General features: G+C 61.2%; 20 protein-coding genes. 6 read left to right on the forward strand and 14 right to left on the reverse strand.

Annotated features, from left to right (window positions below; genetic code table 11):
- Nucleotides 1–16 precede the first annotated feature (16 nt).
- Genes ubiB through ubiE form a run of 3 tightly spaced genes read right to left on the reverse strand, consistent with a single transcriptional unit; the run spans nt 17 to nt 3,011 of the window.
- The gene (ubiB, locus tag K0H47_RS05235) at nt 17–1,621 is read right to left on the reverse strand and encodes a ubiquinone biosynthesis regulatory protein kinase UbiB (RefSeq protein WP_219272117.1); all 1,605 of its coding nucleotides are present in this window, start codon (nt 1,619–1,621) and stop codon (nt 17–19) included.
- On the reverse strand, nt 1,618–2,241 hold the full coding sequence (locus K0H47_RS05240; protein WP_219272119.1) for an SCP2 domain-containing protein: 624 nt from the start codon (nt 2,239–2,241) through the stop codon (nt 1,618–1,620). The genes ubiB and K0H47_RS05240 overlap by 4 nt, the downstream gene beginning before the upstream one ends.
- On the reverse strand, nt 2,241–3,011 hold the full coding sequence (gene ubiE / locus K0H47_RS05245) for a bifunctional demethylmenaquinone methyltransferase/2-methoxy-6-polyprenyl-1,4-benzoquinol methylase UbiE (RefSeq protein ID WP_003209306.1): 771 nt from the start codon (nt 3,009–3,011) through the stop codon (nt 2,241–2,243). Before ubiE ends, K0H47_RS05240 begins: the two co-directional genes overlap by 1 nt.
- Before the next feature lie 143 nt (nt 3,012–3,154).
- Here ubiE and K0H47_RS05250 point away from each other — a divergent pair, with 143 nt between their 5' ends.
- The 3 genes from K0H47_RS05250 to K0H47_RS05260 all read left to right on the forward strand — a co-directional run bounded on the left by K0H47_RS05250 (nt 3,155) and on the right by K0H47_RS05260 (nt 4,984).
- Nucleotides 3,155–3,430, forward strand: coding sequence for a polyhydroxyalkanoic acid system family protein (locus tag K0H47_RS05250; protein ID WP_017478217.1), 276 nt, complete (start codon nt 3,155–3,157; stop codon nt 3,428–3,430).
- Nucleotides 3,431–3,535: 105 nt separating this feature from the next.
- Nucleotides 3,536–3,958, forward strand: coding sequence for a phasin family protein (locus tag K0H47_RS05255; RefSeq protein ID WP_017478218.1), 423 nt, complete (start codon nt 3,536–3,538; stop codon nt 3,956–3,958).
- A 12-nt stretch (nt 3,959–3,970) separates the two neighbouring features.
- Entirely contained in the window at nt 3,971–4,984 is a 1,014-nt protein-coding gene (locus K0H47_RS05260; RefSeq protein WP_093202626.1) for a phasin family protein, read from the forward strand.
- A gap of 172 nt (nt 4,985–5,156) precedes the next feature.
- On the opposite strand, the gene K0H47_RS05265 is transcribed toward K0H47_RS05260, so the two are convergent.
- From K0H47_RS05265 to K0H47_RS05310, 10 genes are all read right to left on the reverse strand, one after another.
- Nucleotides 5,157–5,777 (reverse strand): TetR/AcrR family transcriptional regulator, encoded by a 621-nt coding sequence (locus tag K0H47_RS05265; RefSeq protein WP_063033474.1) that lies wholly within the window; start codon nt 5,775–5,777, stop codon nt 5,157–5,159.
- A 27-nt stretch (nt 5,778–5,804) separates the two neighbouring features.
- Nucleotides 5,805–7,487, reverse strand: a complete 1,683-nt coding sequence (phaC, locus tag K0H47_RS05270; RefSeq protein ID WP_093202621.1) for a class II poly(R)-hydroxyalkanoic acid synthase — start codon at nt 7,485–7,487, stop codon at nt 5,805–5,807.
- 101 nt (nt 7,488–7,588) lie between these two features.
- Entirely contained in the window at nt 7,589–8,434 is an 846-nt protein-coding gene (gene phaZ, locus K0H47_RS05275; protein ID WP_003209316.1) for a poly(3-hydroxyalkanoate) depolymerase, read from the reverse strand.
- Between the two features lie 152 nt (nt 8,435–8,586).
- Nucleotides 8,587–10,266, reverse strand: a complete 1,680-nt coding sequence (gene phaC, locus K0H47_RS05280; RefSeq protein ID WP_177071093.1) for a class II poly(R)-hydroxyalkanoic acid synthase — start codon at nt 10,264–10,266, stop codon at nt 8,587–8,589.
- Between the two features lie 249 nt (nt 10,267–10,515).
- Complete coding sequence (locus tag K0H47_RS05285) at nt 10,516–10,893, reverse strand: gamma-butyrobetaine hydroxylase-like domain-containing protein (protein ID WP_017478232.1); 378 nt, start codon at nt 10,891–10,893, stop codon at nt 10,516–10,518.
- 162 nt (nt 10,894–11,055) lie between these two features.
- A complete protein-coding gene (hslU, locus tag K0H47_RS05290; protein ID WP_008439258.1) occupies nt 11,056–12,393 on the reverse strand; it encodes an ATP-dependent protease ATPase subunit HslU in 1,338 nt (445 codons plus the stop codon).
- Between the two features lie 38 nt (nt 12,394–12,431).
- Entirely contained in the window at nt 12,432–12,962 is a 531-nt protein-coding gene (gene hslV, locus K0H47_RS05295) for an ATP-dependent protease subunit HslV (RefSeq protein WP_003209323.1), read from the reverse strand.
- A gap of 267 nt (nt 12,963–13,229) precedes the next feature.
- Entirely contained in the window at nt 13,230–13,934 is a 705-nt protein-coding gene (locus tag K0H47_RS05300) for an SPOR domain-containing protein (protein ID WP_017478234.1), read from the reverse strand.
- A gap of 1 nt (nt 13,935) precedes the next feature.
- A complete protein-coding gene (gene argS / locus K0H47_RS05305) occupies nt 13,936–15,672 on the reverse strand; it encodes an arginine--tRNA ligase (RefSeq protein ID WP_017478235.1) in 1,737 nt (578 codons plus the stop codon).
- A 110-nt stretch (nt 15,673–15,782) separates the two neighbouring features.
- Nucleotides 15,783–18,002, reverse strand: coding sequence for a primosomal protein N' (locus tag K0H47_RS05310; RefSeq protein ID WP_219272120.1), 2,220 nt, complete (start codon nt 18,000–18,002; stop codon nt 15,783–15,785).
- 297 nt (nt 18,003–18,299) lie between these two features.
- On the opposite strand from K0H47_RS05310, the gene rpmE reads away from it, so the two are divergent.
- From rpmE to K0H47_RS05325, 3 genes are all read left to right on the forward strand, one after another.
- Nucleotides 18,300–18,530 carry a 50S ribosomal protein L31 gene (rpmE, locus tag K0H47_RS05315; RefSeq protein WP_003209330.1) on the forward strand — a complete coding sequence of 77 codons (231 nt, stop codon included), beginning with the start codon at nt 18,300–18,302 and terminating at the stop codon, nt 18,528–18,530.
- 41 nt (nt 18,531–18,571) lie between these two features.
- Nucleotides 18,572–19,360 carry a thermonuclease family protein gene (locus K0H47_RS05320; RefSeq protein ID WP_219272186.1) on the forward strand — a complete coding sequence of 263 codons (789 nt, stop codon included), beginning with the start codon at nt 18,572–18,574 and terminating at the stop codon, nt 19,358–19,360.
- A gap of 182 nt (nt 19,361–19,542) precedes the next feature.
- The gene (locus tag K0H47_RS05325; protein WP_219272122.1) at nt 19,543–20,811 is read left to right on the forward strand and encodes a malic enzyme-like NAD(P)-binding protein; all 1,269 of its coding nucleotides are present in this window, start codon (nt 19,543–19,545) and stop codon (nt 20,809–20,811) included.
- A 196-nt stretch (nt 20,812–21,007) separates the two neighbouring features.
- On the opposite strand, the gene K0H47_RS05330 is transcribed toward K0H47_RS05325, so the two are convergent.
- On the reverse strand, nt 21,008–23,464 hold the full coding sequence (locus tag K0H47_RS05330; RefSeq protein ID WP_371103579.1) for a penicillin-binding protein 1A: 2,457 nt from the start codon (nt 23,462–23,464) through the stop codon (nt 21,008–21,010).
- Between the last annotated feature and the right edge of the window lie 174 nt (nt 23,465–23,638).

Raw genomic sequence — 23,638 nt, forward strand, 5'->3', positions numbered from 1 at the left:
TGTATAACCGGATTGGCTATCGACGCACGATCAGATACACGCCCACGGCGACCATGATGCCAGCCGGCCAGTGGCCCAGTTCGTTCATCGGCCCGCCGGCGGCCAGTATCGTACCGCCCACCAGGTGCGCGGCGCCCAACAGGCGCAGGAACCAGTCGTCTTTACGCTTGTGCCACGGCGGTGCCGGGTCCTGGGCGTGGGGCTGGGACATGCGCTCCAGCAGGTCGCGGGTCATGTTGGCCAGGTGCGGCAGTTGCTCGACCTGGCTTTGCAGGTTGCCCAGCAGGGTTTTCGGGCTGACGCGGTCACGCATCCAGCGCTCGAGGAACGGCTGTGCGGTGTTCCACAGGTCCAGGTCCGGGTACAGCTGGCGGCCCAGGCCTTCGATGTTCAGCAGGGTCTTTTGCAGCAGTACCAGCTGCGGCTGCACTTCCATATTGAAGCGCCGCGCGGTCTGGAACAGGCGCATCAGCACCTGGCCGAAGGAAATATCTTTTAACGGTTTTTCGAAGATCGGCTCGCACACGGTGCGGATCGCCGCTTCGAATTCGTTGAGTTTGGTTTCAGCCGGTACCCAGCCCGAATCGATGTGCAACTGCGCCACGCGACGGTAGTCACGCTTGAAGAAGGCAAACAGGTTGCGGGCCAGGTAGTCCTGGTCTTCCGGGGTCAGGCTGCCGACGATGCCGCAGTCGATCGCAATGTACTGCGGGCTCCACGGGTTCACGGTGCTGACGAAGATATTGCCGGGGTGCATGTCGGCGTGGAAGAAGCTGTCGCGGAACACCTGGGTGAAGAAAATCTCCACGCCGCGCTCGGCAAGCATTTTCATGTCGGTGCGCTGGTCGGCCAGGGTCGCGAGGTCGGTGACCTGCACGCCGTAGATGCGCTCCATCACCAGCACTTTCGGGCGGCACCAGTCCCAATAGACTTGCGGCACGTACAGCAGCTGCGAGCCTTCGAAGTTGCGCTTGAGCTGGCTGGCGTTGGCGGCTTCGCGCAGCAGGTCGAGTTCGTCGTAGATGGTTTTCTCGTAATCCAGCACCACGTCCACCGGGTGCAGCAGGCGCGCATCGGCAGAGAAGCGCTCGGCGGCGCGGGCGAGGATGAACAGCCACGCCAGGTCCTGGCCGATGATCGGCTTAAGGCCCGGGCGGATCACCTTCACCACCACTTCTTCGCCGCTTTTCAGTTGCGCGGCATGCACCTGGGCCACCGAGGCTGAAGCCAATGGCGCGATATCGAAGCGGCTGAAGACTTCGCTGATCTTCTTGCCCAGTTGCTCTTCAATCAGCGTGACTGCCAGTTGCGAGTCGAACGGCGGCACGCGGTCCTGCAACAGCATCAGCTCGTCGGCGATATCTTCGGGCAACAGGTCGCGGCGGGTGGAGAGGATCTGTCCGAATTTGATGAAGATCGGCCCCAGGTCCTGCAACGCCAGGCGCAGGCGCGCGCCACGGCTCAGCTCGAGGGTTTTGCGCGGGAACCAGCGCCACGGCAGGACATAGCGCACTGCCAGCAGGAACCACGGCAGCGGCAGGGCGAACAGCAGGTCATCGAGGCGGTAGCGGATTACGACGCGCTGGATACGAAACAAACGGCGGACGGCGAGCAGCTTCATGCGTTATCGCTTGAATCAAGGGAGCGGCTCAGGCGCTCGAAGCGCGCCTCAAGTCGTTCCAGGTCGAGTTTGGCCTGGTCGAGTTCACGAAAGCGCGCTTCCGCTTCCCGTTGTCCGACCAGGGTGCGCGATTCTTCGCTCAGGTATTCGGCGAGGTTCTGGTTCAGGCTGGCGAAACCCTGCTGGTACCAGCGCGTGCGGCTGCGCAGGTGACCGCTGATCAATTGGGTGGCCACCGGGCCGAGCCAGCGTGACAGCTCGTACTCCCAGTCCAGTTCCAGGTCTTGCAGCACGGCGGCCAGGTCCATCAGCACCGCGCTGTCGCCTTCAAGTTCCACGTCCGGGCCGTGGAGGATCGCCGTCTTGTCCCGGCTCAGGGCCAGGCGCAGCAGGCTTGAGCCGGAAGCACGCAGGGTGCAGTCGGCATCGGCGGCCCAGTGGGACGCCAGCAACAGGCCTTCATCGCTGGGCAGGATAAACAGCTGCAAGGCGGGGCGGGTGCAGTCGACGGCGATGATCCTGCCGTTCAGGTGCGCCAGCCGTGCCAGGGCGGTGCTGTCCAGGCGCAGTACACGGTTGAGGCCGTGTTCGACGCTGGCGAGAAGGCCTGCGAACAACATCAGGGCTTGATGCCGCGGTGCAGGGCGACGATGCCCGAGGTCATGTTGTGGTAGGTCACGCGGTCGAAACCGGCTTCTACCATCATCGACTTCAGGGTTTCCTGGTTCGGGTGCATGCGGATCGATTCGGCCAGGTAGCGGTAGCTTTCGGCGTCATTGGTGATCAGCTTGCCCATCAACGGCATGAAGGCGAACGAGTAGGTGTCGTAGACCTTGGACATCAATGCGTTGGTCGGCTTGGAGAACTCCAGCACCAGCAGGCGACCGCCTGGCTTGAGCACCCGCAGCATGGAGCGCAGCGCGTCTTCCTTGTGGGTTACGTTACGCAGGCCGAAGGCGATGGTGACGCAGTCGAAATGGTTGTCCGGGAACGGCAGCTTTTCAGCGTCGGCCTGGACGAATTCGATATTGCCCGCCACGCCTTTATCCAACAGGCGGTCGCGGCCGACCTTGAGCATCGAGCCGTTGATGTCGGCCAGTACCACTTGGCCGGTTGGGCCCACCAGCTTGGAGAACTTGGCCGCCAGGTCGCCTGTGCCACCGGCGATATCCAGCACGCGGTTGCCGGTGCGTACGCCCGACAACTCGATGGTGAAGCGCTTCCACAGGCGGTGCATGCCGCCGGACAGTACGTCGTTCATCAAGTCGTACTTGGCGGCTACCGAGTGGAACACCTCGGCGACTTTTTCCGCTTTCTGGCTTTCCGGGACGTTCTTGAAGCCGAAGTGAGTGGTGGGTTCGGCATCGCTGCCTTTGCGCTGATCAGTCATATCGCTGTCACCAAAAGAGAATGGGGGCATTCTAATCCCCAAGGCATGCTTTGTCTTGGCAAGGCTGAAGGTAAGATAGGTGGTCACCGAGACCTTTTGCCGCATGGCGGGTCGACAAGTCTCTATAACGAGGAGTCATTCAAATGGCCCGTATACAGGTTGAACGTGCTCACACACTGGGCAAAGACGCTGCCCGAGAAAAAGCCGACAAGTTGGCGAGCAAACTCAAGGATCAATATGGCCTGGAGTCTTCGTGGGCCGGCGACACACTGAATCTCAAACGTTCGGGCGTTAAAGGCACCGTGAAAGTGGCTGAAGATTCCCTGCGGATCGAAGTCGAACTGGGCCTGTTGATGTCCGCCATGAGTGGCACCATCAAGTCCGAAATCGAGAAGGCGCTGGATAAAGCCCTGGCCTGATTTTTGTCCTTCTTAGGGTGCCGATTCTAATTTTTCTGCCTACTTTGTGCCCAAGCCCTCAACTTCTGTGGGCAGTTCCTCCCCCCTTTATGCGTGAGGTGCACCATGGCCAAAGTTATTTTGAAGAAAAAAATTGCTACCGGAACTAACGCCCTGACTGACGTTAAATCCTATGCCCGCAAGATCTGGTTGGCCGGTTTGGGGGCTTATGCCAAGGTTGGAAGCGAGGGCGCCGAGTACTTCAAAGAGCTCGTTAAGACTGGTCAACATGTTGAAAGTAAAGGCAAAAAAGTTGTGATTGAACAACTTGATGCTGCCAACAGTCAGATTGATCAAGTCAAGAGCGAAGTCTTCGGCGTCAAAGGTCGAGTCGAAGTGCAACTGGATAAAGTTGAACGTGCTTTTGATAGTCGTGTTGGAAGTGCCTTGAATCGGATCGGCATTCCGTCTAAACATGACGTGGAGACACTCTCTGCTAAGCTCGATGAGCTGACGGCATTGCTCGAACGTGTCGCGCGTAAACACTAAGGAGACAACGGGATGGCTGGTAAAAAGACTACTGATAAAGAAGGCAGCTCGTGGATCGGGGAAGTTGAAAAATACTCCCGCAAGATCTGGCTGGCCGGTTTAGGCGTGTACTCGAAGGTGAGCAGTGACGGCGGTAAATACTTCGAGACTTTGGTTAAAGACGGCGAGAAGGCCGAGAAGTTGACCAAGAGCACAGTGGGTAAACAAGTCGATGCGGCAAAGGCTTCCGCCGGTTCTGCCAAATCACGTATCAGCGATAAGTGGGGCGAACTGGAAGGGGCTTTTGACAAGCGCCTGAACAGTGCCATTTCGCGACTCGGCGTACCTAGCCGTACTGAAGTGAAAGCGCTGCACAGCAAGGTCGATACCTTGACCAAGCAAATCGAAAAACTCACCGGCCTTAAAGCTGCGCCAGTTGCGGCTAAAACCGCTGCGGCTAAACCGGCTGCCAAGCCGGCTGCGAAAACTGCAGCGGCCAAGCCTGCTGCAAAGTCCGCCGCTAAACCGCTGGTCAAGGCCGCCGCCAAACCAGCAGCCAAGCCAGCCGCCAAGGCGTCGGCCAAAGCGGCTGCAAAACCGGCTGCCAAGCCTGCGGCTAAAACCGCAGCGGCTAAACCGGCCGCCAAGCCTGCCGCTAAACCAGTGGCCGCTAAAGCAGCTGCAAAACCTGCAGCCAAGCCGGCAGCCAAAGCAGCAGCCAAGCCAGCGGCTAAAACCGCTGCCGCTAAACCTGCTGCAGCGAAGTCTGCTGCCAAACCAGCCGCTGCGAAACCAGCAGCCAAGCCGGTTGCAGCCAAACCCGCCGCCAAACCTGCGGCTGCAAAACCTGTAGCGGCCAAGCCGGCTGCCAAACCGGCCGCGGCGAAGAAGCCGGCCGTAGCCAAAAAGCCAGCAGCGCCAAAGCCAGCGGTAGCGGCCAAGCCTGCAACCCCTGCGCCAGCGACCAACTCGGTGACCCCACCGACCCACGCTGCTGCTACCCCGACTGCAACGCCGGCAACCCCGACGCCTACCAGTCAGTCCTGATTTTTACGGGACGCCTAAAAACGCCCGGCCTGCAAAGGTCGGGCGTTTTTTATGGAATCTACAGAACGACAAAAATCCAATGTGGGAGCGGGCTTGCTCGCGAAAGCGAAGTGTCAGTCAACACATGTGTGACTGAACCACCGCTTTCGCGAGCAAGTCCGCTCCCATATTTTTAGTCCGCGTCGTCCAGGTACCTGAGCGCCAACCTCTCTGTCGCCAGCCTCGCCGGCATCAAAAGATGCGGCGCCACCAGCATCATGATCTGGTACACCACCACCCGCACCTCACCCTCACGGTCGAGAATCCGTTGGTAGTCCAGGGAAAACAGCAGGGTCATGGTGATCTGTTCCACCAACTGCCCCAGCGCCTGGGTGTCACTGACCAATTGCCCATCCGTCTTGAGTCGGGCCAGCAATGAGGCCAGCGTACGCTTGAGCGCCGTCAGCAGGTTGCGAATGCCCTTGGCCAGTTTCGGCAAACGCCCCGCCAGGTTCGACAAGTCCTGGAACAGGAACCGGTAGTGGGCCATACGCTCCACGATCAGGTGCAGGAATAGCCAGTAATCCTCGGCCGCCAGTTGGGCGTCGTCAGGCGGGTCGAGCAACGGCGCCAATTCGGCCTGGAAGCGCTCGAACAGCCCGAGCACCAGTGGCTCCTTGCCATGGAAGTGGTAATAGAGATTGCCGGGACTGATCCCCATTTCATTCGCCACCTCCATGGTCGACACGTTCGGCTCGCCCTTGTGGTTGAACAACTGCAAGGCACATTCAAGGATACGGTCGCGGGTCTTCATCCAGTCTTCTTAAGGTCTTCGTTGGGCTCAGCGGACCCGCACATAAGTGCCCGGCGCCGCTTCCATCGGTGGGTAATTCTGGTTGCCCAGGGCGGTCAGGGTTTCGCGCTGCACACCGGAGCGCTGCTGGATCCACGCCAGCCAATTGGGCCACCAACTGCCCTCGACATGATCGGCGTCGTAGTACCAGGCACGCGGGTCGCTGCTCAGCTTGAGGTTCTCGACGTAGTTGGCCTTGGGATTGCCTGGCGGGTTGAGGATGCTCTGGATATGCCCGCTATTGGACAGAATGAAGCGCTTGTCGCCGCCCAGCAGTTGGGTGGAGCGGTACACCGCGTCCCACGGCGTGATGTGGTCGTTGATCCCGCCCACGCTGAAGCTGTCCACCGTGACCTTCTGCAAGTCGATGGGTGTGCCGCAGACCTCCAGGCCACCGGGATGGCTCAGCGGGTTGTGCTTGAAGAAGTCCAGCAAGTCGCCATGCAGCGCGGCGGGCAGGCGGGTGTTGTCGTTGTTCCAGTACAGGATGTCGAACGCCGGTGGCTCCTTGCCCAGCAGGTAGTTGTTGATCCAGTAATTCCAGATCAGATCGTTGGGACGCATCCAGGCGAACACCTTGGCCATGTCGCGGCCGTCGAGCACGCCTTGTTGATAGGAGCGGCGCTTGGCGGCTTCCAGGGTTTGTTCGTCGGCGAACAGGGTGGCGGGGCTGTCGATCTGGCTGTCCAGCAGGCTCACCAGGTAGCTGGCGCTGGAGATGCGGCGCAGCTGGCGCTTGGCCTGTAGATGGCCTTGCAGTGCGGCGATGGTCAGGCCCCCGGCGCAGGCGCCCATCAGGTTGACTTCGCGGGCTCCAGTGATTGCGCGGGTCACGTTCACTGCTTCTTCCAGAGCGGCGACGTAGGTGGACAAGCCCCATTCGCGGTGGCGTACATCCGGGTTGCGCCAGCTGACCATAAACACCTGCAGGCCATTTTTCAGGGCGAACTGGACGAAGCTGTTGTTCGGGCTCAAGTCGAAAATGTAGTACTTGTTGATTTGCGGCGGCACGATCAGCAGCGGCTTGGCGTACTGTTTTTCACTCATGGGCTTGTACTGGATCAGCTCCAGCAGTTCGTTGCGAAACACCACCGAGCCCGGCGTGGTAGCCACCGTCTTGCCGACTTCAAAGGCCTGCTTGGTGACCTGCCTCGGCAAGCCATTGTTGTGCAGCAGGTCGTCGAACAGGTTGCTGACGCCACGCACCACGCTGTTGCCGCCGGAATTGAGCAGTTCCTTGATGGCCAGTGGGTTGAGCAGGCTGTTTGAAGGCGACACCGCATCGTTGAGCAGGGAAAAGGCAAAGTGCGCCCGTGCCCGGTCGTCGGCGCTCAGGTTACTGTCGTCGATCCAGTGACGGGTCTGCTTCTGCCAGCTCAAATAGGCTTGCAGGCTGCGCCGATAAAACGGGTTGAGCTGCCAGGTCGGGTCGGCGAAACGGCTGTCGGCCGGGTTCGGCTCGTGCACCGTTTCCCCGAGCAGCACACGGCCCAATTGCCCGCCCAACTTCAGGGCGTGGCGGGCGGTATGCACCGGGTTGCGCAGGCCGTGTGCGGCGACGCTGCGCAGGGTCGAGAGCAAATCCCGGCCGCGCAGGCCGGTGATCGCGCTTTGTGCATTGATGAACGCGGCGGGTGTGGGCACCGGGTTCGATACGGGTCTTTCTCGCATGCGCCAACACTCCTTCGTCAAGCCATCAACAAGCACGCCAATTCAGAACCATAGTTGGTTCTGGCCAAGTTGCGCGGCGCGGTCGTCCTGACCGCCGCCGTCTAAAGCGCAGGTTGCGGGTGAATCACCGCCCTCAGGCGTTCCTCCTGGAGAAATTTCATGATGATCGGCGCCACGGCCTCGGCCCGGGTAATCAGAAACAGATGACCGTCGTCGATGATGTGCAGTTGGGCGTTGGGTATGCGCCAGGCCAGCATGCGCATGTTGATCAGCGGGATCAGCGGGTCGTCGTCGCCGGCCAGCACCAGGGTTGGTTGCTTGATCTTGTGCAGCCAGTGGATGCTGGTCCAGCCAAGCCCGGCGAACAGTTGCCAGTAGTAGCCCAACTTGCCCGCCGAACGCACTTTGCTGGCGTGTTCGGCGGCCAGCTTGGAGTCCCGACGGAAGGAGCCGCCGTAGATCATCGGGGCAATGCGCACCACATGGGACGGTTGGATATAACGCCGCGGACTGGCCATCAACCACAAGACTTTCGGTTTGCCCGGCACCATAAAGGCGCCGGCGGCGGTGGCGGCGAGGATCAGTTTTTTGCAGCGCTCCGGATAGTCATAGGCGAACTGCTGCGCCAGCGCGCCGCCCCAGGAAACGCCTACCGCGTTGACCTGGCCATAGTCCAGGTAATCGAGCATGCGCGCGGTGAGTTTGGCCAGGCCGGGAAAGCGATAAGGCCGGCTGGGAGTCGACGAGCCGCCGACGCCTGGCACATCAAAGGCAATCACTTCCAGGTCCGGGTCCAGTGCCTGGACGAACGGAAACACCAGCTCAAGGTTGGCGCCGATGCCGTTGAAAATCAGCAGCGGCGTCAAGTGAGGCTTGCCCGGGCGTACCGCCGTGCGGATGGCTTGGCCATCCAGGTCGATGGTACGGAAGATGAACGGTTGCGGCATGGGCTTACCCTGCAAAATGGCGCTATTTCCCTGCGGGAACACGGTTAATGTGGGAGCTGGCTTGCCTGCGATGCAGACGCTGCGGTGTATCAGGCATACCGAGTTGATGCCATCGCAGGCAAGCCAGCTCCCACATTTGATCCCATTCCAGCCTACCTTTCGTGAACGTATGTGCCCGGCGCCGCTTCAGCCGCTGCGTACGCTTTATTACCCAGCGCCGTCGGCGCCTTCTTCAACTTGCCCGACCGCTCCGCCTGCCACGCCTGCCAATGCAGCCACCACGAATCGGTGTGCTTGGTAGCGTTCTCCTGCCAGTCGAGTGCCTTGCCCGGCATCGTGTCGCTGGTCTGGTAGCGCGACTTGGGGTTGCCCGGCGGGTTCAGGATGCTCTGGATATGCCCGCTGCTGGACAGCACAAACTCGACCTTGCCGCCAAACAGCTGTGCCGACTTGTAGCAGGACTGCCACGGTGTGATGTGGTCGTTGGTGCCGGCCAACGAATAGATATCGGCGGTGACCTGCTTCAGGTCGATCGGCGTGCCGCACACTTCGAGGGCATTGGCGCGCACCAATGGGTTGTTCTTGAACAGCTCGATCAGGTCGCCGTGGAACGCGGCCGGCAAGCGGGTGGTGTCGTTGTTCCAGAACAGGATGTCGAATACCGGCGGCTCGTTGCCCAGCAGGTAGTTGTTGACCCAGTAATTCCAGATCAGGTCATTGGGGCGCATCCAGGCAAATACCTTGGCCATGTCGCGGCCTTCGAGCACACCGGCCTGGTAGGAGTGGCGCTTGGCTGCTTCCAGGGTCTGCTCGTCCACGAACAGCGCCACCTGGGTGTCCAGGGTGGTGTCCAGCACGCTCACCAGCAGGGTCAGGGCGTTGACCTTCTTCTCGCCCAGCGCCGCGTAGTGGCCCAGCAGGGCGGTGCAGGTGATGCCGCCGGAGCAGGCGCCAAGCATGTTGATGTCTTTGCTGCCAGTGATCGCACTCACCACATCGACCGCTTCTTTCAGCGCCTCGATATAGGTCGACAGGCCCCACTCGCGCTGGGCCTTGGTCGGGTTGCGCCAGCTGACGATAAACGTCTGCTGGTTATTGCGCAGGCAGAAGCGCGCCAGGCTCTTGTCCGGGCTCAGGTCGAATACATAGAACTTGTTGATCTGCGGCGGCACTACCAGCAGCGGGCGTTCGTGCACCTGCTCGGTGATCGGCCGGTACTGGATCAGCTCCAGCACATCGTTGCGAAACACCACGGCGCCTTCGGTGGTGCCCAGGCTCTTGCCCACTTCAAAGGCGCCCATGTTGACCTGGCTTGGCATGCCGCCGTTGTGCACCATGTCTTTGGCCAAGTGGGACAGGCCGTCCAGCAGGCTCTTGCCGCCGGTTTCGAAGAAGCGTTTGACTGCCGCCGGGTTGGCCGCGCTGTTGGTGGGCGCCATGGCTTCGGTCATCAGGTTGATGACGAAGTGGCCGCGGCTGATGTCGTGCTCCGACAGGTTGCTGTCACCGATCCAGTCGTGCAGCTCCTTGCGCCACGCCAGGTAGGTTTGCAGGTAACGTTTGTAGAGCGGGTTCTGGGTCCACGCCGGGTCGTTGAAGCGGCGGTCGTCAGCCTCGGGTGTCAGCTGTGATTTGCCGAACACCACGTTCTTCAATTCGACGCCAAAATGGGCGACGTGCTTGACGCTGTGCAACGGTTGTTTGATGGTCTGGGTCAGCACCATCCGAGCGGATGCCAGTAAATCCTTTTTCCGTAACGCGATGATCGGGTTCAGCCCCAGGGTGTTTTCCGAGGCTTGGCGTTTCAAGTCATCGTTGTTCTTGTTACTCATCTACGACGCTCCATTGTCCGACAGACGAGTACCGGGTACCGCTGTGTACCACTACTTGCCACACAGCACAGCCTGGTACTACTGCTCGGGTGACCGTTAATACCGCATCGTCAAATGCAGGGAACTTGCCAGTTCCATTGGTTACCCGAGTTTAATTTTTTTCGCAAGCGGGCCAATCGTTGGCCACGACAGAGGGGCATTCAAGCAGATGGAATTAGAAAATGCCCACTAATGAGCAAGAGGCCTGAGCTAGAGCATCAGCCGTACGACCGACTGGCTCGGGTCGCGGGTTTTTCCGGCGGCTTTCAGCTCGGCAAGATAGTCAGCCCACAGCGCGTCCTGACGCACGGCAAGTTGATAGAGGTAGTCCCAAGTGAACAATCCGCTGTCATGACCGTCGTCGAAGGTCAATTTCAGTGCGTATTGGCCGGCGGGTTCGATCTTGGTCAAACCGACATTGAGCTTGCCGAATTGCAGGATCGGTTTGCCGTGGCCCTGGACCTCGGCGGAGGGGGAGTGCACGCGAAGGAATTCGGCGGGCAGCTGATACACCTCGTCAGGACCGTAGGTAAGGCCCAGGGTCTTGGAGGCTTTGTGCAGGTTGATGGCGGTAGGCAGTTTGGTCATTTGGGGAACCGCTCAGAGATGATCCTGAAGGAACCGGCTTTAAAATGTGGGAGCGGGCTTGCTCGCGAATGCGGTGGGTCAGTCACCGTTGCATAAACTGACCCACCGCATTCGCGAGCAAGCCCGCTCCCACATTAAGGCAGAGCGGTTCCTGCGTAAGCCTTACAGGATATAACGAGACAGATCTTCGTTCTGCGCCAATTCGCCCAAGTGGCTGTTGACGTAGTCGGCGTCGATCTTGATTGCTTCGCCATTCTGCGCGCCCGCCATGTCGCCAGCACTGAAGGACACTTCCTCCAGCAGGCGTTCAAGCAAGGTGTGCAAACGACGGGCACCGATGTTCTCGGTCTTCTCGTTGACCTGCCAGGCGATCTCGGCCAAACGCTTGATACCGTCCGGCAGGAACTCAATTCCCAGGCCTTCGGTTTTCAGCAGTTCGCGGTATTGCTCGGTCAGCGACGCATGGGGCTCACTGAGGATGCGTTCGAAGTCGCCTGGCGTCAGTGCTTTCAGCTCAACGCGAATTGGCAGGCGGCCTTGCAGCTCCGGCACCAGGTCGCTTGGCTTGCTCAGGTGGAACGCACCGGAAGCGATAAACAGGATGTGGTCGGTCTTGACCATGCCCAGCTTGGTGTTGACGGTGCAGCCTTCGATCAGCGGCAGCAGGTCGCGCTGCACGCCTTCGCGGGAGACATCGACACCGCCGGAATTACCGCGCTTGGCCACCTTGTCGATCTCGTCGATGAACACGATGCCGTGCTGCTCGACCGCTTCCAGGGCCTTGGCCTTGAGTTCTTCCTCATTCACCAGGCGCCCGGCTTCTTCGTCGCGCACCAGTTTCAGCGCTTCCTTCACCTTGAGCTTGCGGCTTTTCTTCTTGCCCTTCCCCATGTTGGCGAACAGGTTCTGCAACTGGCTGGTCATTTCTTCCATGCCAGGCGGTGCGGAGATGTCGACGCCGGACACTTCGGCGACTTCGATCTCGATTTCCTTGTCGTCCAGCTGGCCTTCACGCAGGCGCTTGCGGAACAGCTGGCGGGTGTTGGAATCCGAGCTCGGTGCGGCGTCTTCGTTGAAGCCCATGCGTGCTGGTGGCAGCAGGGCGTCGAGGATGCGTTCTTCAGCGGCGTCTTCGGCGCGATGGCTGACCTTGGTCATTTCCTGTTCGCGCAGCAGCTTCAGGGCAGCGTCGGCCAGGTCACGAATGATCGATTCGACGTCACGGCCCACGTAGCCCACTTCGGTGAATTTGGTGGCTTCGACCTTGATGAACGGAGCATTGGCCAGTTTGGCCAGGCGCCGGGCGATTTCGGTTTTACCGACACCGGTCGGGCCGATCATCAGGATGTTCTTGGGGGTTACTTCAACGCGCAATTCTTCGGGCAGTTGCATCCGGCGCCAGCGGTTACGCAGGGCGATGGCAACGGCGCGCTTGGCATCGTCCTGGCCGATGATATGGCGATTGAGTTCATGGACGATTTCGCGGGGAGTCATGGACATAGTAATTGGCGGTCCTCAAGCGGGAATAAGCCTGCGGCTTACTCGGCGAGGTCCTGCTCCTCAATGGTCAGGTTGTGGTTGGTGAAGACACAGATGTCGCCAGCGATACCGAGGGCAGTCTCGACGATTTCCCGGGCCGACAGGTCGGTTTTCTTCAGCAGGGCGCTGGCAGCGGCCTGGGCGTAACCGCCGCCGGAACCCATGGCGATCAGGCCTTCTTCGGGTTCAACCACGTCGCCGTTGCCGGTGATGATCAGGGAGGCGTCTTTGTTGGCGACGGCCAGCATGGCTTCGAGGCGGCTGAGGGAGCGGTCGGTGCGCCATTCTTTGGCGAGTTCGACGGCGGCACGGACCAAGTGGCCCTGGTGCTTCTCAAGTTGGCCTTCAAAGCGCTCGAACAGGGTAAAGGCGTCAGCGGTGGCGCCGGCGAAACCGGCGAGGACCTGGCCGTGGTACAGGCGACGGACTTTTTTCGCGTTGCCTTTCATCACGGTATTGCCAAGTGAAACCTGGCCGTCGCCGCCCATGACGACTTTGCCGTGGCGGCGAACTGAAACGATGGTGGTCAAGGGGAGAGTCTCCACGCTGCGGGGCGAAAATGCCCTGATGGAACTCATATGGGGGTGGCGGGGGGGATTTCAACTGTAGGACGGGAGGGCGGACGAGTGGTGAATCTGTGTGAACCGAGGTTTTAAATACAATGAAAACCAATGTGGGAGCCGGGCTTGCCCGCGATGGTGGTGGGTCAGTCACCGAAAATATTGACTGTTCCACCGCCATCGCGGGCAAGCCCGGCTCCCACATTTGATCTGCTGTGACCTCGGAGTCGGGGCCGATCAGCGGCTTTGGCGTTGTTGTAACAACAGGTTGCTAAACCCTGCACCCGCCAGTTGTTTCTGGGCCACGGTCAGCTGTTCACGGTTGCTGAACGGCCCTACCAGCACGCGATACCAGGTCGCATCCTTAACCGTCCCGGACTCCACCGTCACCGCCTGCCCCAACAGAATAATCTGCGCGCGCACACGGTCCGCATCCGCCTGTTTCGGGAACGAGCCCGCCTGCAGGAAGAACTTGGTCACCGGCGCTGCTTTAGTCGTAGCGACTGGCGGCGGCGGCGGCGGGGTAATCCCGGCCAATGCCGCCTGGGCCCGTGCAGTGTCGATTTTCGCCGCTTCCGCCGGAGTCACAGGTGTGGTCGGCACCGGCTGTGGTGTCGGCAGGGTTTTTTCCGGTACGGCATCCGGCGGCACGATCACTTCCGATTCCGGCAGCAATGTGTAGAAGTCGTACTTCGGCTTCACCGGCGCAGTCGGGCTCGGGACGGTCTTGTTCGCTTCGGCCATTTTCGTGGCCCTCTGCTGCTCTTGCTTGACCCGTTTGACGTCATCGCCCTTGCCCGGGTCCAGCTTCATCAGGAACACGACAAACGCGCCGACCGTCAGGCCGATCGCCATCCACAACCAGCCCGGAATAGGTTTCTTCGCAGGTGCCTGGTAGCGGCTGGCGCCGCGCTTGGGTGCAGGTTTTTTCTTGGCAGCCAACTTACATACGCTCCAGAGTTTCCAGGCCCAACAATTCCAGGCCTTGCTTGAGGGTCCGTCCTGCCAGTGCGGCGAGGCGCAGGCGGCTCTGCTTTTGGGCTTCGTCGTCTGCGGTCAGGATCGGGCAGTTCTCGTAGAAGCTGGAGAACAAACCGGCGACTTCGTACAAATAGGTGCAGAGGATGTGCGGCGTGCCTTTTTCACCAACGCTGTTCAGCACTTCGCCGAATTGCGCCAGCTTGGCCGCCAGTTCCTGCTCGTGCGGCGCTTCAAGGTTGATCTGGCCTTCGACTTCACTGAAGTCCTTGCCCAGCTTGCGGAACACACCGGCCACCCGGGTGTAGGCATACAGCAGGTACGGCGCGGTGTTGCCTTCGAAGTTGAGCATCAGCTCGAAGTTGAAGCTGTAGTCGCTGGTACGGTGCTTGGACAGGTCGGCGTATTTCACCGCGCCAATCCCCACCACGCGGGCGATATTGCGCAGGTCGGCTTCGGCCAGCTCCGGGTTCTTTTCCTTCACCAGGTTGTAGGCGCGGTCCTGGGCTTCGTTCAGCAGGTCGATCAGCTTCACGGTGCCGCCGTCACGGGTCTTGAACGGGCGGCCATCGGCGCCGTTCATGGTGCCGAAGCCCATGTGTTCCATCTGCATCGGGTGGGTGACGAAACCGGCGCGGCGCGCCACTTCGAACACTTGCTGGAAGTGCAGGGCCTGGCGCTGGTCAACGAAATACAGGGCGCGGTCGGCTTTCAGCACGCCGCTGCGGTAGCGCACGGCGGCCAGGTCGGTGGTGGCGTAGAGGTAGCCGCCATCGGCCTTGACGATGATCACCGGCAGCGGGTCGCCGTCGGCCGTCTTGAATTCTTCGAGGAACACGCACTGGGCACCGTTGCTCTCAACCAGCAGGCCCTTGGCCTTGAGGTCGTTGACCACGTTGATCAGGTCGTCGTTGTAGGCGCTTTCGCCCATCACATCGGCCATGGTCAATTTGACGTTAAGCAGCTCGTAGATTTCCTGGCAGTGGGACAGGGAGATCTCGCGGAAGCGGCCCCACAGCTCCAGGCATTCGGCATCGCCGGCTTGCAGCTTGACCACCAGGCCACGGGCGCGGTCGGCGAATTCTTCGGATTCGTCGAAACGCTTCTTGGCGGCGCGGTAGAAGTTCTCCAGGTCCGACAGCTCGTTGCTGGTGATCGGGTTTTCCTGCAGGTACGCCATCAACATGCCGAACTGGGTGCCCCAGTCGCCCACGTGGTTCTGGCGGATTACGTCGTCGCCGAGGAATTCCAGGACCCGCGCCACGCCGTCACCAATGATGGTGGAGCGCAAGTGACCTACGTGCATTTCCTTGGCCAGGTTCGGTGCCGACAGGTCGATGGCCACGCGTTGTGTCGGGCCGGCCTTGCGTACGCCGATTTTGGCATCCGCCAGGGCCGCGTCCAGGCGCGAAGCCAGGGCCTGGGTGTTCTGGAAGAAGTTGATAAAGCCAGGGCCGGCGATTTCAGCCTTGGTCACCTGCGGGTCGGCCGGCAGCGCGGCGATGATTTTTTCCGCCAGATCGCGTGGCTTCAGGCCGGCCGGCTTGGCCAGCATCATCGCGATGTTGCTGGCGAAATCACCGTGGGTCTTGTCTCGGGTATTTTCCACTTGGATCGCCGGCGTCAGGCCTTCAGGCAACACACCTTCGTTGACGAGTTGGGTGAGGGCTTGTTGGATCAGCTGGCGAATGGTGTCTTTCATGGTGTTCTCTTTCGACCGCAAGCGGTGGCGCGCGATGCGCAGGTGGAAAAACTGGGCATTATCCGTGGCGAGGGCGGGCTTGCCAACCTTCGCTGGACCTATGGCCAGGCTTAATACAAATCTACCGGGTCTACGTCCAACGACCATCTCACTTGTCGCCCGCTGGGCATTTGCTCCAGGGCAAGTAACCAACTGCTTAATAAACGATGCAGCGGGGCGCGGGCACTGGCTTGCAAGAGTAGCTGGGCGCGGTAACGACCGGCGCGGCGTTCCATGGGCGCGGGCACCGGGCCGAGCAATTCGATGCCGCTCAGACCCAGCTCCCCCAGCAAACGTTCAGCCTCGCTGCAGGCTTCATCCAGGAAGCCTTCGGCCTGCCCCGGCTTGTGCGCCTCGGCCCGCAGCAGCGCCAGATGCGCAAACGGCGGCAAGCCGGCCGAGCGGCGTTCGCTCAAGGCCTGCTCGGCGAAGGCAAAGTAACCTTGCTCTGTCAGTTGAATCAGCAATGGGTGGTCGGCCAGATGCGTCTGGATGATCACCTTGCCTGGCTCTTCAGCCCGCCCGGCGCGGCCTGCGACCTGCACGATCAGCTGTGCCATCCGTTCGCTGGCGCGGAAATCCCCGGAGAACAACCCGCCGTCGGCATCCAGGATCGACACCAGGGTCACCCGTGGGAAGTGATGCCCTTTGGCAAGCATCTGTGTGCCCACCAAAATGCACGGCTGGCCCTTCTGGATCGTGGCGAACAGCTGATTCATCGCGTCCTTGCGCGACGTACTGTCACGGTCGACCCGCAGCACCGGGTAATCCGGGAACAGAATGCCCAGCCGCTCCTCGGCGCGCTCGGTGCCTGCGCCCACCGGGCGCAAGTCGACCTTGCCGCACTGCGGGCAGTGACGTGGCACCCGTTCCACATGGCCGCAGTGATGGCAGCGCAACTCGCCGGAACGCTGGTGGACGGTCATTCGCGCGTCGCAGCGCTTGCACTCGGACATCCAGCCGCAGTCATGGCACAGCAGCGTCGGCGCAAAACCCCGGCGGTTGAGGAACACCAGCACTTGCTGGCCCGCCGCGAGGGTTTGGCCGATGGCTTGTTGCATTGGCCCGGAAATGCCGCTGTCCAGCGGGCGACTTTTCACGTCCAGGCGCAGGAAGCGTGGCTGCTTGGCGCCGCCGGCCCGCTCGTTGAGACGCAGCAGGCCGTAGCGACCGGTGTAGGCGTTGTGCAGGCTTTCCAGGGAGGGCGTGGCCGAACCCAGCACGATCGGGATGTTTTCCTGGCGGGCGCGCACCAGCGCCAGGTCGCGGGCGTGGTAGCGCAGGCCTTCCTGCTGTTTATAAGAGCCGTCGTGTTCTTCGTCGATGATGATCAGCCCGGGATTTTTCATCGGGGTGAACAGCGCCGAGCGGGTACCAATAATAATGTCGGCCTCGCCGTCCCGGGCGGCGAGCCAGGATTCCAGGCGCTCGCGGTCGTTGACCGCCGAGTGCACCAGGGCGATGCGCGCGTTGAAGCGCTGCTCGAAACGCGCCAGGGTTTGCGGGCCGAGGTTGATCTCGGGGATCAACACCAACGCCTGTTTGCCGGCCTCGAGGGTTTCGCGGATCAGCTGTAAATAGACTTCGGTCTTGCCGCTGCCGGTGACGCCCGCCAGCAGGAACGCGTGGAAGCTGTCGAAGCCGGCGCGAATCGCTTCATAGGCGGCGCGTTGTTCCGGATTGAGCGGCAGCTCCGGCTGGGCCAGCCAGTGTTCGTGGCGTTCGCCGGGGGCGTGCTTGCGGATCTCCACCTGCACCAAACCCTTGGCGAGCAGCAAGTCCAGGCTGTCCTTGCTCAGCATCAACTTGCTTAACAGCTGATGGGCGACGCCGTGGGGATGCTGGGCCAGGGTCGCCAGGGCTTCACGCTGGCGCGGGGCGCGGGCGATGCGCGGGTCGTCCATGCGCGCCCCCGGTACCATCGACCAGAAACGCTCTTGGCGCGCCTCGGCCAATTCGCCCTGGCGCAACAGCACCGGCAGCGCCCAGCTCAAGGTATCGCCGAGGCTGTGCTGGTAATACTGCGAGGTCCACAGGCACAACTTGAACAGCGCAGGTGGAAGCGGCGGGGTGGCGTCGAGGATGGCCACGGCAGGCTTGAGCTTCTCGGCGGGCACTTCGCTGTGATCGGCGACTTCTACCAGGATGCCGATCATTTCCCTCCGGCCAAACGGCACGCGCACGCGCATGCCCGGCTGCAACTGCGACCGCAATACGCCGGCGGGTGCCCGATAATCGAACAGGCGGCGCAGGGGCGAGGGCAGGGCGAGGCGCAAAATGGCGTCGGGCACGCGGGGGTTCTCATATGACGGGCGGCGAAGAAGGGCGGGAGCCTAGCAGACCAGCGGTGGATGTGGGAGCCGGGCTTGCCCGCGATAGTAACGACACGGTGCACCTGAGACACCGTAGCGTCTGCATCGCGGGCAAGCCCGGCTCCCACAGGGCCTTGTGTATGCCGCGCTTTTCTGATGAAAGGGGCCGCAGTGCTTCTTGCGCGTTTAAAAAGGTCTGGTAGAATCCGCGGCCTAATTACGTGCGGTATTCAACAATAGTGTTGATTGGCGGCACGCTAGCCTGAGGAACACACCATGAAAGCCGATATCCATCCAAACTATGTTGCCATCGACGTTACCTGCAGCTGCGGTAACAAGTTCGAAACCCGTTCGACTTTCGGCAAAGCTCTGCCAATCGACGTGTGCAACGAGTGCCACCCGTTCTACACCGGTAAGCAGAAGACTCTGGATGTTGGCGGCCGTGTTGACCGCTTCAAGACCCGCTTCGGTGCTTTCGGCGCTAAAGCTGCTCCTAAAGCCGAGTAAGGCTGGTCCGCTTGGATGGCCTGTATGGCTTGTCCTCGCTGATGAAAAAGGCGTCCCTTGTGGGCGCCTTTTTTGTGTCTGCGATTTGGCTGGCGCCCGCCCAGGCCGAGGTCTTCTGCCCGGCGCCCGGCAATGTCGCTATTTTTGACGTGCAGCGGGTGGTGGATGGCGACACGGTGCGCCTCAAGGACGGCCGCAACGTGCGCATGATCGGCGTCAATGCCCCGGAAACCGGCAAGAAGGGCCGCACTGACGAGCCCTTCGCCGTGGCCGCTCGCGAGCGCCTGCAAAGCCTGGTGGATGCGAGCGGTGGGCGCGTTGGCGTGGTGCCCGGACGGGAAAGCAAGGACCGTTACGGTCGCACTTTGGCCCATCTTTACGGCGCCAATGGCGGAAATCTGGAGGCGCAGTTGCTCGCCGAAGGCCTCGGCTTCCAGGTGGCCGTCGCGCCGAATGTGGGGCTGGTGGCCTGCCAGCAAGCCGCTGAACGCAGTGCCCGGCAGGCCCGTTTGGGGCTGTGGCGCCAGTCACCGGTGGTAGATGCGGCGAAGATCCGGCGTTCGGGCTTTGCGGTGGTCAGTGGCCAGGTGAGCAAAATCGAACGCAATCGCGGCGGAGTCTGGATTGAGTTGCAGGGCTCACTGGTATTACGCATTGCGCCCAATCGGGTGGCCGCGTTCGACAGTGCACTGTTGAAGGGTTTACAGGGGCAATCCATCGAGGCGCGCGGCTGGGTGCTGGACCGTTCCCGACGCGGTGGCCTGGAAAATGGCCAGGCACGCTGGCTGCTGCCAGTGACCGATCCCGGCATGCTTCAGCGGGTGCCGTAAGAAAAAAATTGTAGACATTTTTTAGTGGGATTGTGAACAGTTGAGCCCTTGTATCCCGTGGCTCTTGGCCAAAAGTCGTAGGGCAGGGCCCTTGACACCTGTGACTGCCCAGTCTTGTGGGGACTTTGCGACACGCGTATCCTCGGCGGTCCGTCGACCAACAGTAAAAGCGGAATGCCGATATGTCTGATTTGAAAACTGCCGCTCTCGAATATCATGCCCATCCTCGTCCAGGAAAGCTGAGTGTAGAGCTCACCAAAGCCACTGCCACCGCCCGCGACCTGTCGCTGGCCTACAGCCCTGGCGTTGCCGAGCCCGTACGTGAAATCGCCCGCGATCCTGAACTGGCCTACAAGTACACCGGCAAAGGCAACCTGGTTGCAGTGATCTCTGATGGCACCGCGATCCTCGGCCTGGGTAACCTCGGCCCATTGGCTTCCAAGCCAGTCATGGAAGGTAAAGGCGTGCTGTTCAAGCGCTTCGCCGGCATTGACGTATTCGACATCGAAGTCGATTCCGAAAGCCCGCAGGCTTTCATCGACACCGTAAAGCGCATCTCCATCACATTCGGTGGCATCAACCTGGAAGACATCAAGGCACCTGAGTGCTTCGAGATCGAAAAGGCCCTGATCGAACAGTGCGACATCCCGGTATTCCACGATGACCAGCACGGCACCGCGATCGTTACCGCGGCCGGCATGATCAACGCCCTGGAAATCGCTGGCAAAACCCTCGGCGAAGCCAAGATCGTTTGCCTGGGCGCCGGCGCTGCGGCCATCTCCTGCATGAAGTTGCTGGTGAGCATGGGCGCCAAGCTGGAAAACATCTACATGGTCGACAGCAAGGGCGTTGTACAGTCCGAGCGTACCGACCTGAACCAGTACAAGGCGATGTTCGCGCATCCGTCCTCCAAGCGTACCCTGGCTGACGCCCTTGACGGTGCAGACGTGTTCGTTGGCCTGTCCGGCCCGAACCTGCTGAGCGCCGAAGGCCTCAAGTCCATGGCGGCCAACCCGATCGTGTTCGCGTGCTCCAACCCGGACCCGGAAATTTCCCCGGAACTGGCCCACGCCACCCGTAACGACGTGATCATGGCCACCGGCCGTTCGGACTACCCGAACCAGGTCAACAACGTACTGGGCTTCCCGTTCATCTTCCGTGGTGCCCTGGACGTTCGCGCCAAGCGCATCAACGAAGAGATGAAAGTGGCTGCCGCCAACGCCCTGCGCGAACTGGCCAAGCTGCCGGTTCCTCAGGAAGTGTGCGACGCCTACGGCGGCATCAAGCTGGAATTCGGTCGTGAGTACATCATTCCGAAACCAATGGACAAGCGCCTGATCACCCTGATCTCCGATGCTGTGGCTAAAGCTGCGATCGAGACCGGTGTGGCCACCCTGCCGTATCCGAAGAACTACCCGCTGAAAAGCGTGGACGATGTGTTCAACGGCTAAGCCGTTGTAGCGCACCAACAAAAAGCCCCGGCTCTTGCGAGTCGGGGCTTTTTTATTGCCTGTTGATCAGTTCAAGGCTTGCGACGATCCAAATGTGGGAGCCGGGCTTGCCCGCGATGAGGGCAGGACAGTTAACACAGCTGTGACTGAGCCTCCGCTATCGCGGGCAAGCCCGCTCCCACATTGGATCTGCGTGTTAGAACAAGTCGATCGGTGCCGCCTCATCCGCCGGCAGCGGGCTGCCCGGTGCAACGCCGTTGCCCAGTTCGTTGACCGATGGCGGCGTGTCCTCGCTCTTGAACAGCTCGAAGTACGCATTCGGCGTGCTCGGCGCTGCTGCTCGGCCGCTGACCGGGTCGATCCGCAGGCTGAGTATGCCTTCCGGCTCCGGCTGGGTGTGCAGCGGCTTGTCCTTCAATGCAGCACCCATGTAGCTCATCCAGATCGGCAGCGCGACGGTGCCACCGAACTCCCGGCGACCGAGGCTTTCCGGCTGGTCGTAACCGGTCCATACGGTGGTCACGTAGTCGCCGTTGTAGCCCGAGAACCACGCATCCTTGGATTCGTTGGTGGTACCGGTCTTGCCGGCGATGTCGGCGCGGCCCAGGGCCAGGGCGCGACGCCCCGTACCTTTCTTGATCACGTCTTCCAGGATGCTGTTGAGGATGTAGGTGGTGCGGCCATCCACAACGCGTTCGGCTACCGCCGGCGCTTGTGGTGCGGCAGGGGCGCCGGCGGCCGGTGCTTCGCCTGGCGTCGGCTCGATGGTGATGCCGCCGTTGGTCGGTGCTGCCTGGCCGTCAGTGGCGGCGACGCCATTGACCACGTCGCCCGGTACCCGCGGCGGGTTGGCGGTAAACAGGGTTTCGCCGCTACGGCTTTCGATCTTGTCGATCAGGTACGGGGTGATCTTGTAGCCGCCGTTGGCAAAGGTGCTCCAGCCGGTGGCGATTTCCATCGGCGTCAGCGTGGCGGTACCCAGTGCCAGGGACAGGTTGGGCGGCAGGTCCGACTTGTTGAAGCCGAAGCGGGTGATGTAGTCGATGGTCTTGCCTACGCCCATCGCCTGCAGCAGGCGGATCGACACCAGGTTACGCGACTTGTACAGCGCCTCGCGGACGCGGATCGGGCCGAGGAAGGTGTTGGTGTCGTTCTTCGGGCGCCAGACCTTGTCCAGGTACTCGTCGACAAACACGATCGGCGCATCGTTGACCAGGCTGGCGGCGGTGTAGCCGTTATCCAGTGCGGCGCTGTAGATGAATGGCTTGAAGCTCGAGCCCGGTTGGCGCTTGGCCTGGGTGGCGCGGTTATAGTTGCTCTGCTCGAAGGCAAACCCGCCGACCAGGGCGCGGATTGCACCGTTCTGCGGGTCAAGCGACACCAGGGCGCCCTGTGCCACGGGCACCTGGCTGAATTTCAGGCTGTCGTCCTTCTGGCGCTGCACACGAATCAGGTCGCCGACCTGGGCCACGTCCGACGGCTGCTTGGGCATCGCCCCCATGCTGTTGGTGTTCAGGAACGGGCGGGCCCATTTCATGCTGTCCCACGACACATGTTCTTCACCGGTGCGGGTCAGTACCTGCACGCCATCTTTCTTCACCTGGGTGACGATGGCTGGCTCAAGGCCGCTGATCGGGCGTTGTTTGCCCAGCTCGACGGTCCAGGCGCTCAGGGTCTTGCCCGGCAGGCGCGATTCAGGGCCGCGGTAACCGTGGCGCTGGTCATAGGCGATCAGGCCTTCGTGTACCGATTTATTGGCGATTTCCTGCAGGTTGCTCGGAATCGTCGTGGTCACGCGGAAACCTTCGGTGTACGCCTCGCTGCCATAGCGGCCGACCATCTCGGCGCGGGCCATTTCGGCGATATACGGGGCATTCACTTCCGGGGTCGGCACGTGATAGCTGGCGTTCAACGGCTCGGCCACCGCACTTTCGTACGCGGCCTGGTCGATCTTGCCCAGCTTGTACATGCGGCCCAGGATCCAGTCGCGGCGCTCTTTGCTGCGCGCCGGGTTGGCCAGCGGGTTGAAGCGCGAAGGCGCCTTGGGCAGGCCGGCAATCATCGCCATCTGCGCCAGGCTGGCATCACGAATCGACTTGCCGTAGTAGACCTGGGAAGCTGCCTCGATGCCGTAGGCGCGGTTGCCGAGGTAGATCTTGTTGACGTACAGCTCAAGGATCTCGTCCTTGGTCAGCTGACGTTCGATCTGCAACGCCAGGAGGATTTCCGTGGCCTTGCGGGAAAAGCTGCGTTCGCTGGTGAGGAAGAAGTTCTTCGCTACCTGCATGGTGATGGTGCTGCCGCCGGACTGAATGTGTCCGCTTTTTACCAACTGCGTGGCCGCCCGCACCAGGCTGCTTGGGTCGACGCCATAGTGATTGGCGAAGTTATCGTCTTCAGCCGACAGCAGGGCGTTGATGAAATTGGGTGGAATGTCGGCGAAACGGATCGGTGTACGGCGCATTTCGCCGAACTCCGCGATCAGTTTTTCATCGCTGCTGTAGACCCGCAAAGGAATCTGCAACTGGATACTTCTCAGGGCCTCTACGGAGGGCAAACCCGGACTAAGGTAGAGATAGGCCCCGCTGAGCACGAGCATCAGCCCGCAGACGATCGCGACAATGGAGTACCCGAAAAACTTCAGCAGACGAATCAAGGCTTTTGGATTTCCAAGGAAAAGAATGGGTTAGGCGTCGGGGCATGCACGGCAAGCGGTGGATCGACCCGGCCAGCAGATAAACGCGGGAAAAAACGCTGGGCATTAAAGCATTTTTCGGCTTCGGGCGTCATTCGCACCGCTCATACAAGCCGACCGAATGCATGAAGC

Origin of the sequence: Pseudomonas sp. Xaverov 83 (genome assembly GCF_019352905.1) — a bacterium.
Taxonomy (GTDB): Bacteria; Pseudomonadota; Gammaproteobacteria; order Pseudomonadales; family Pseudomonadaceae; genus Aquipseudomonas; species Aquipseudomonas yamanorum.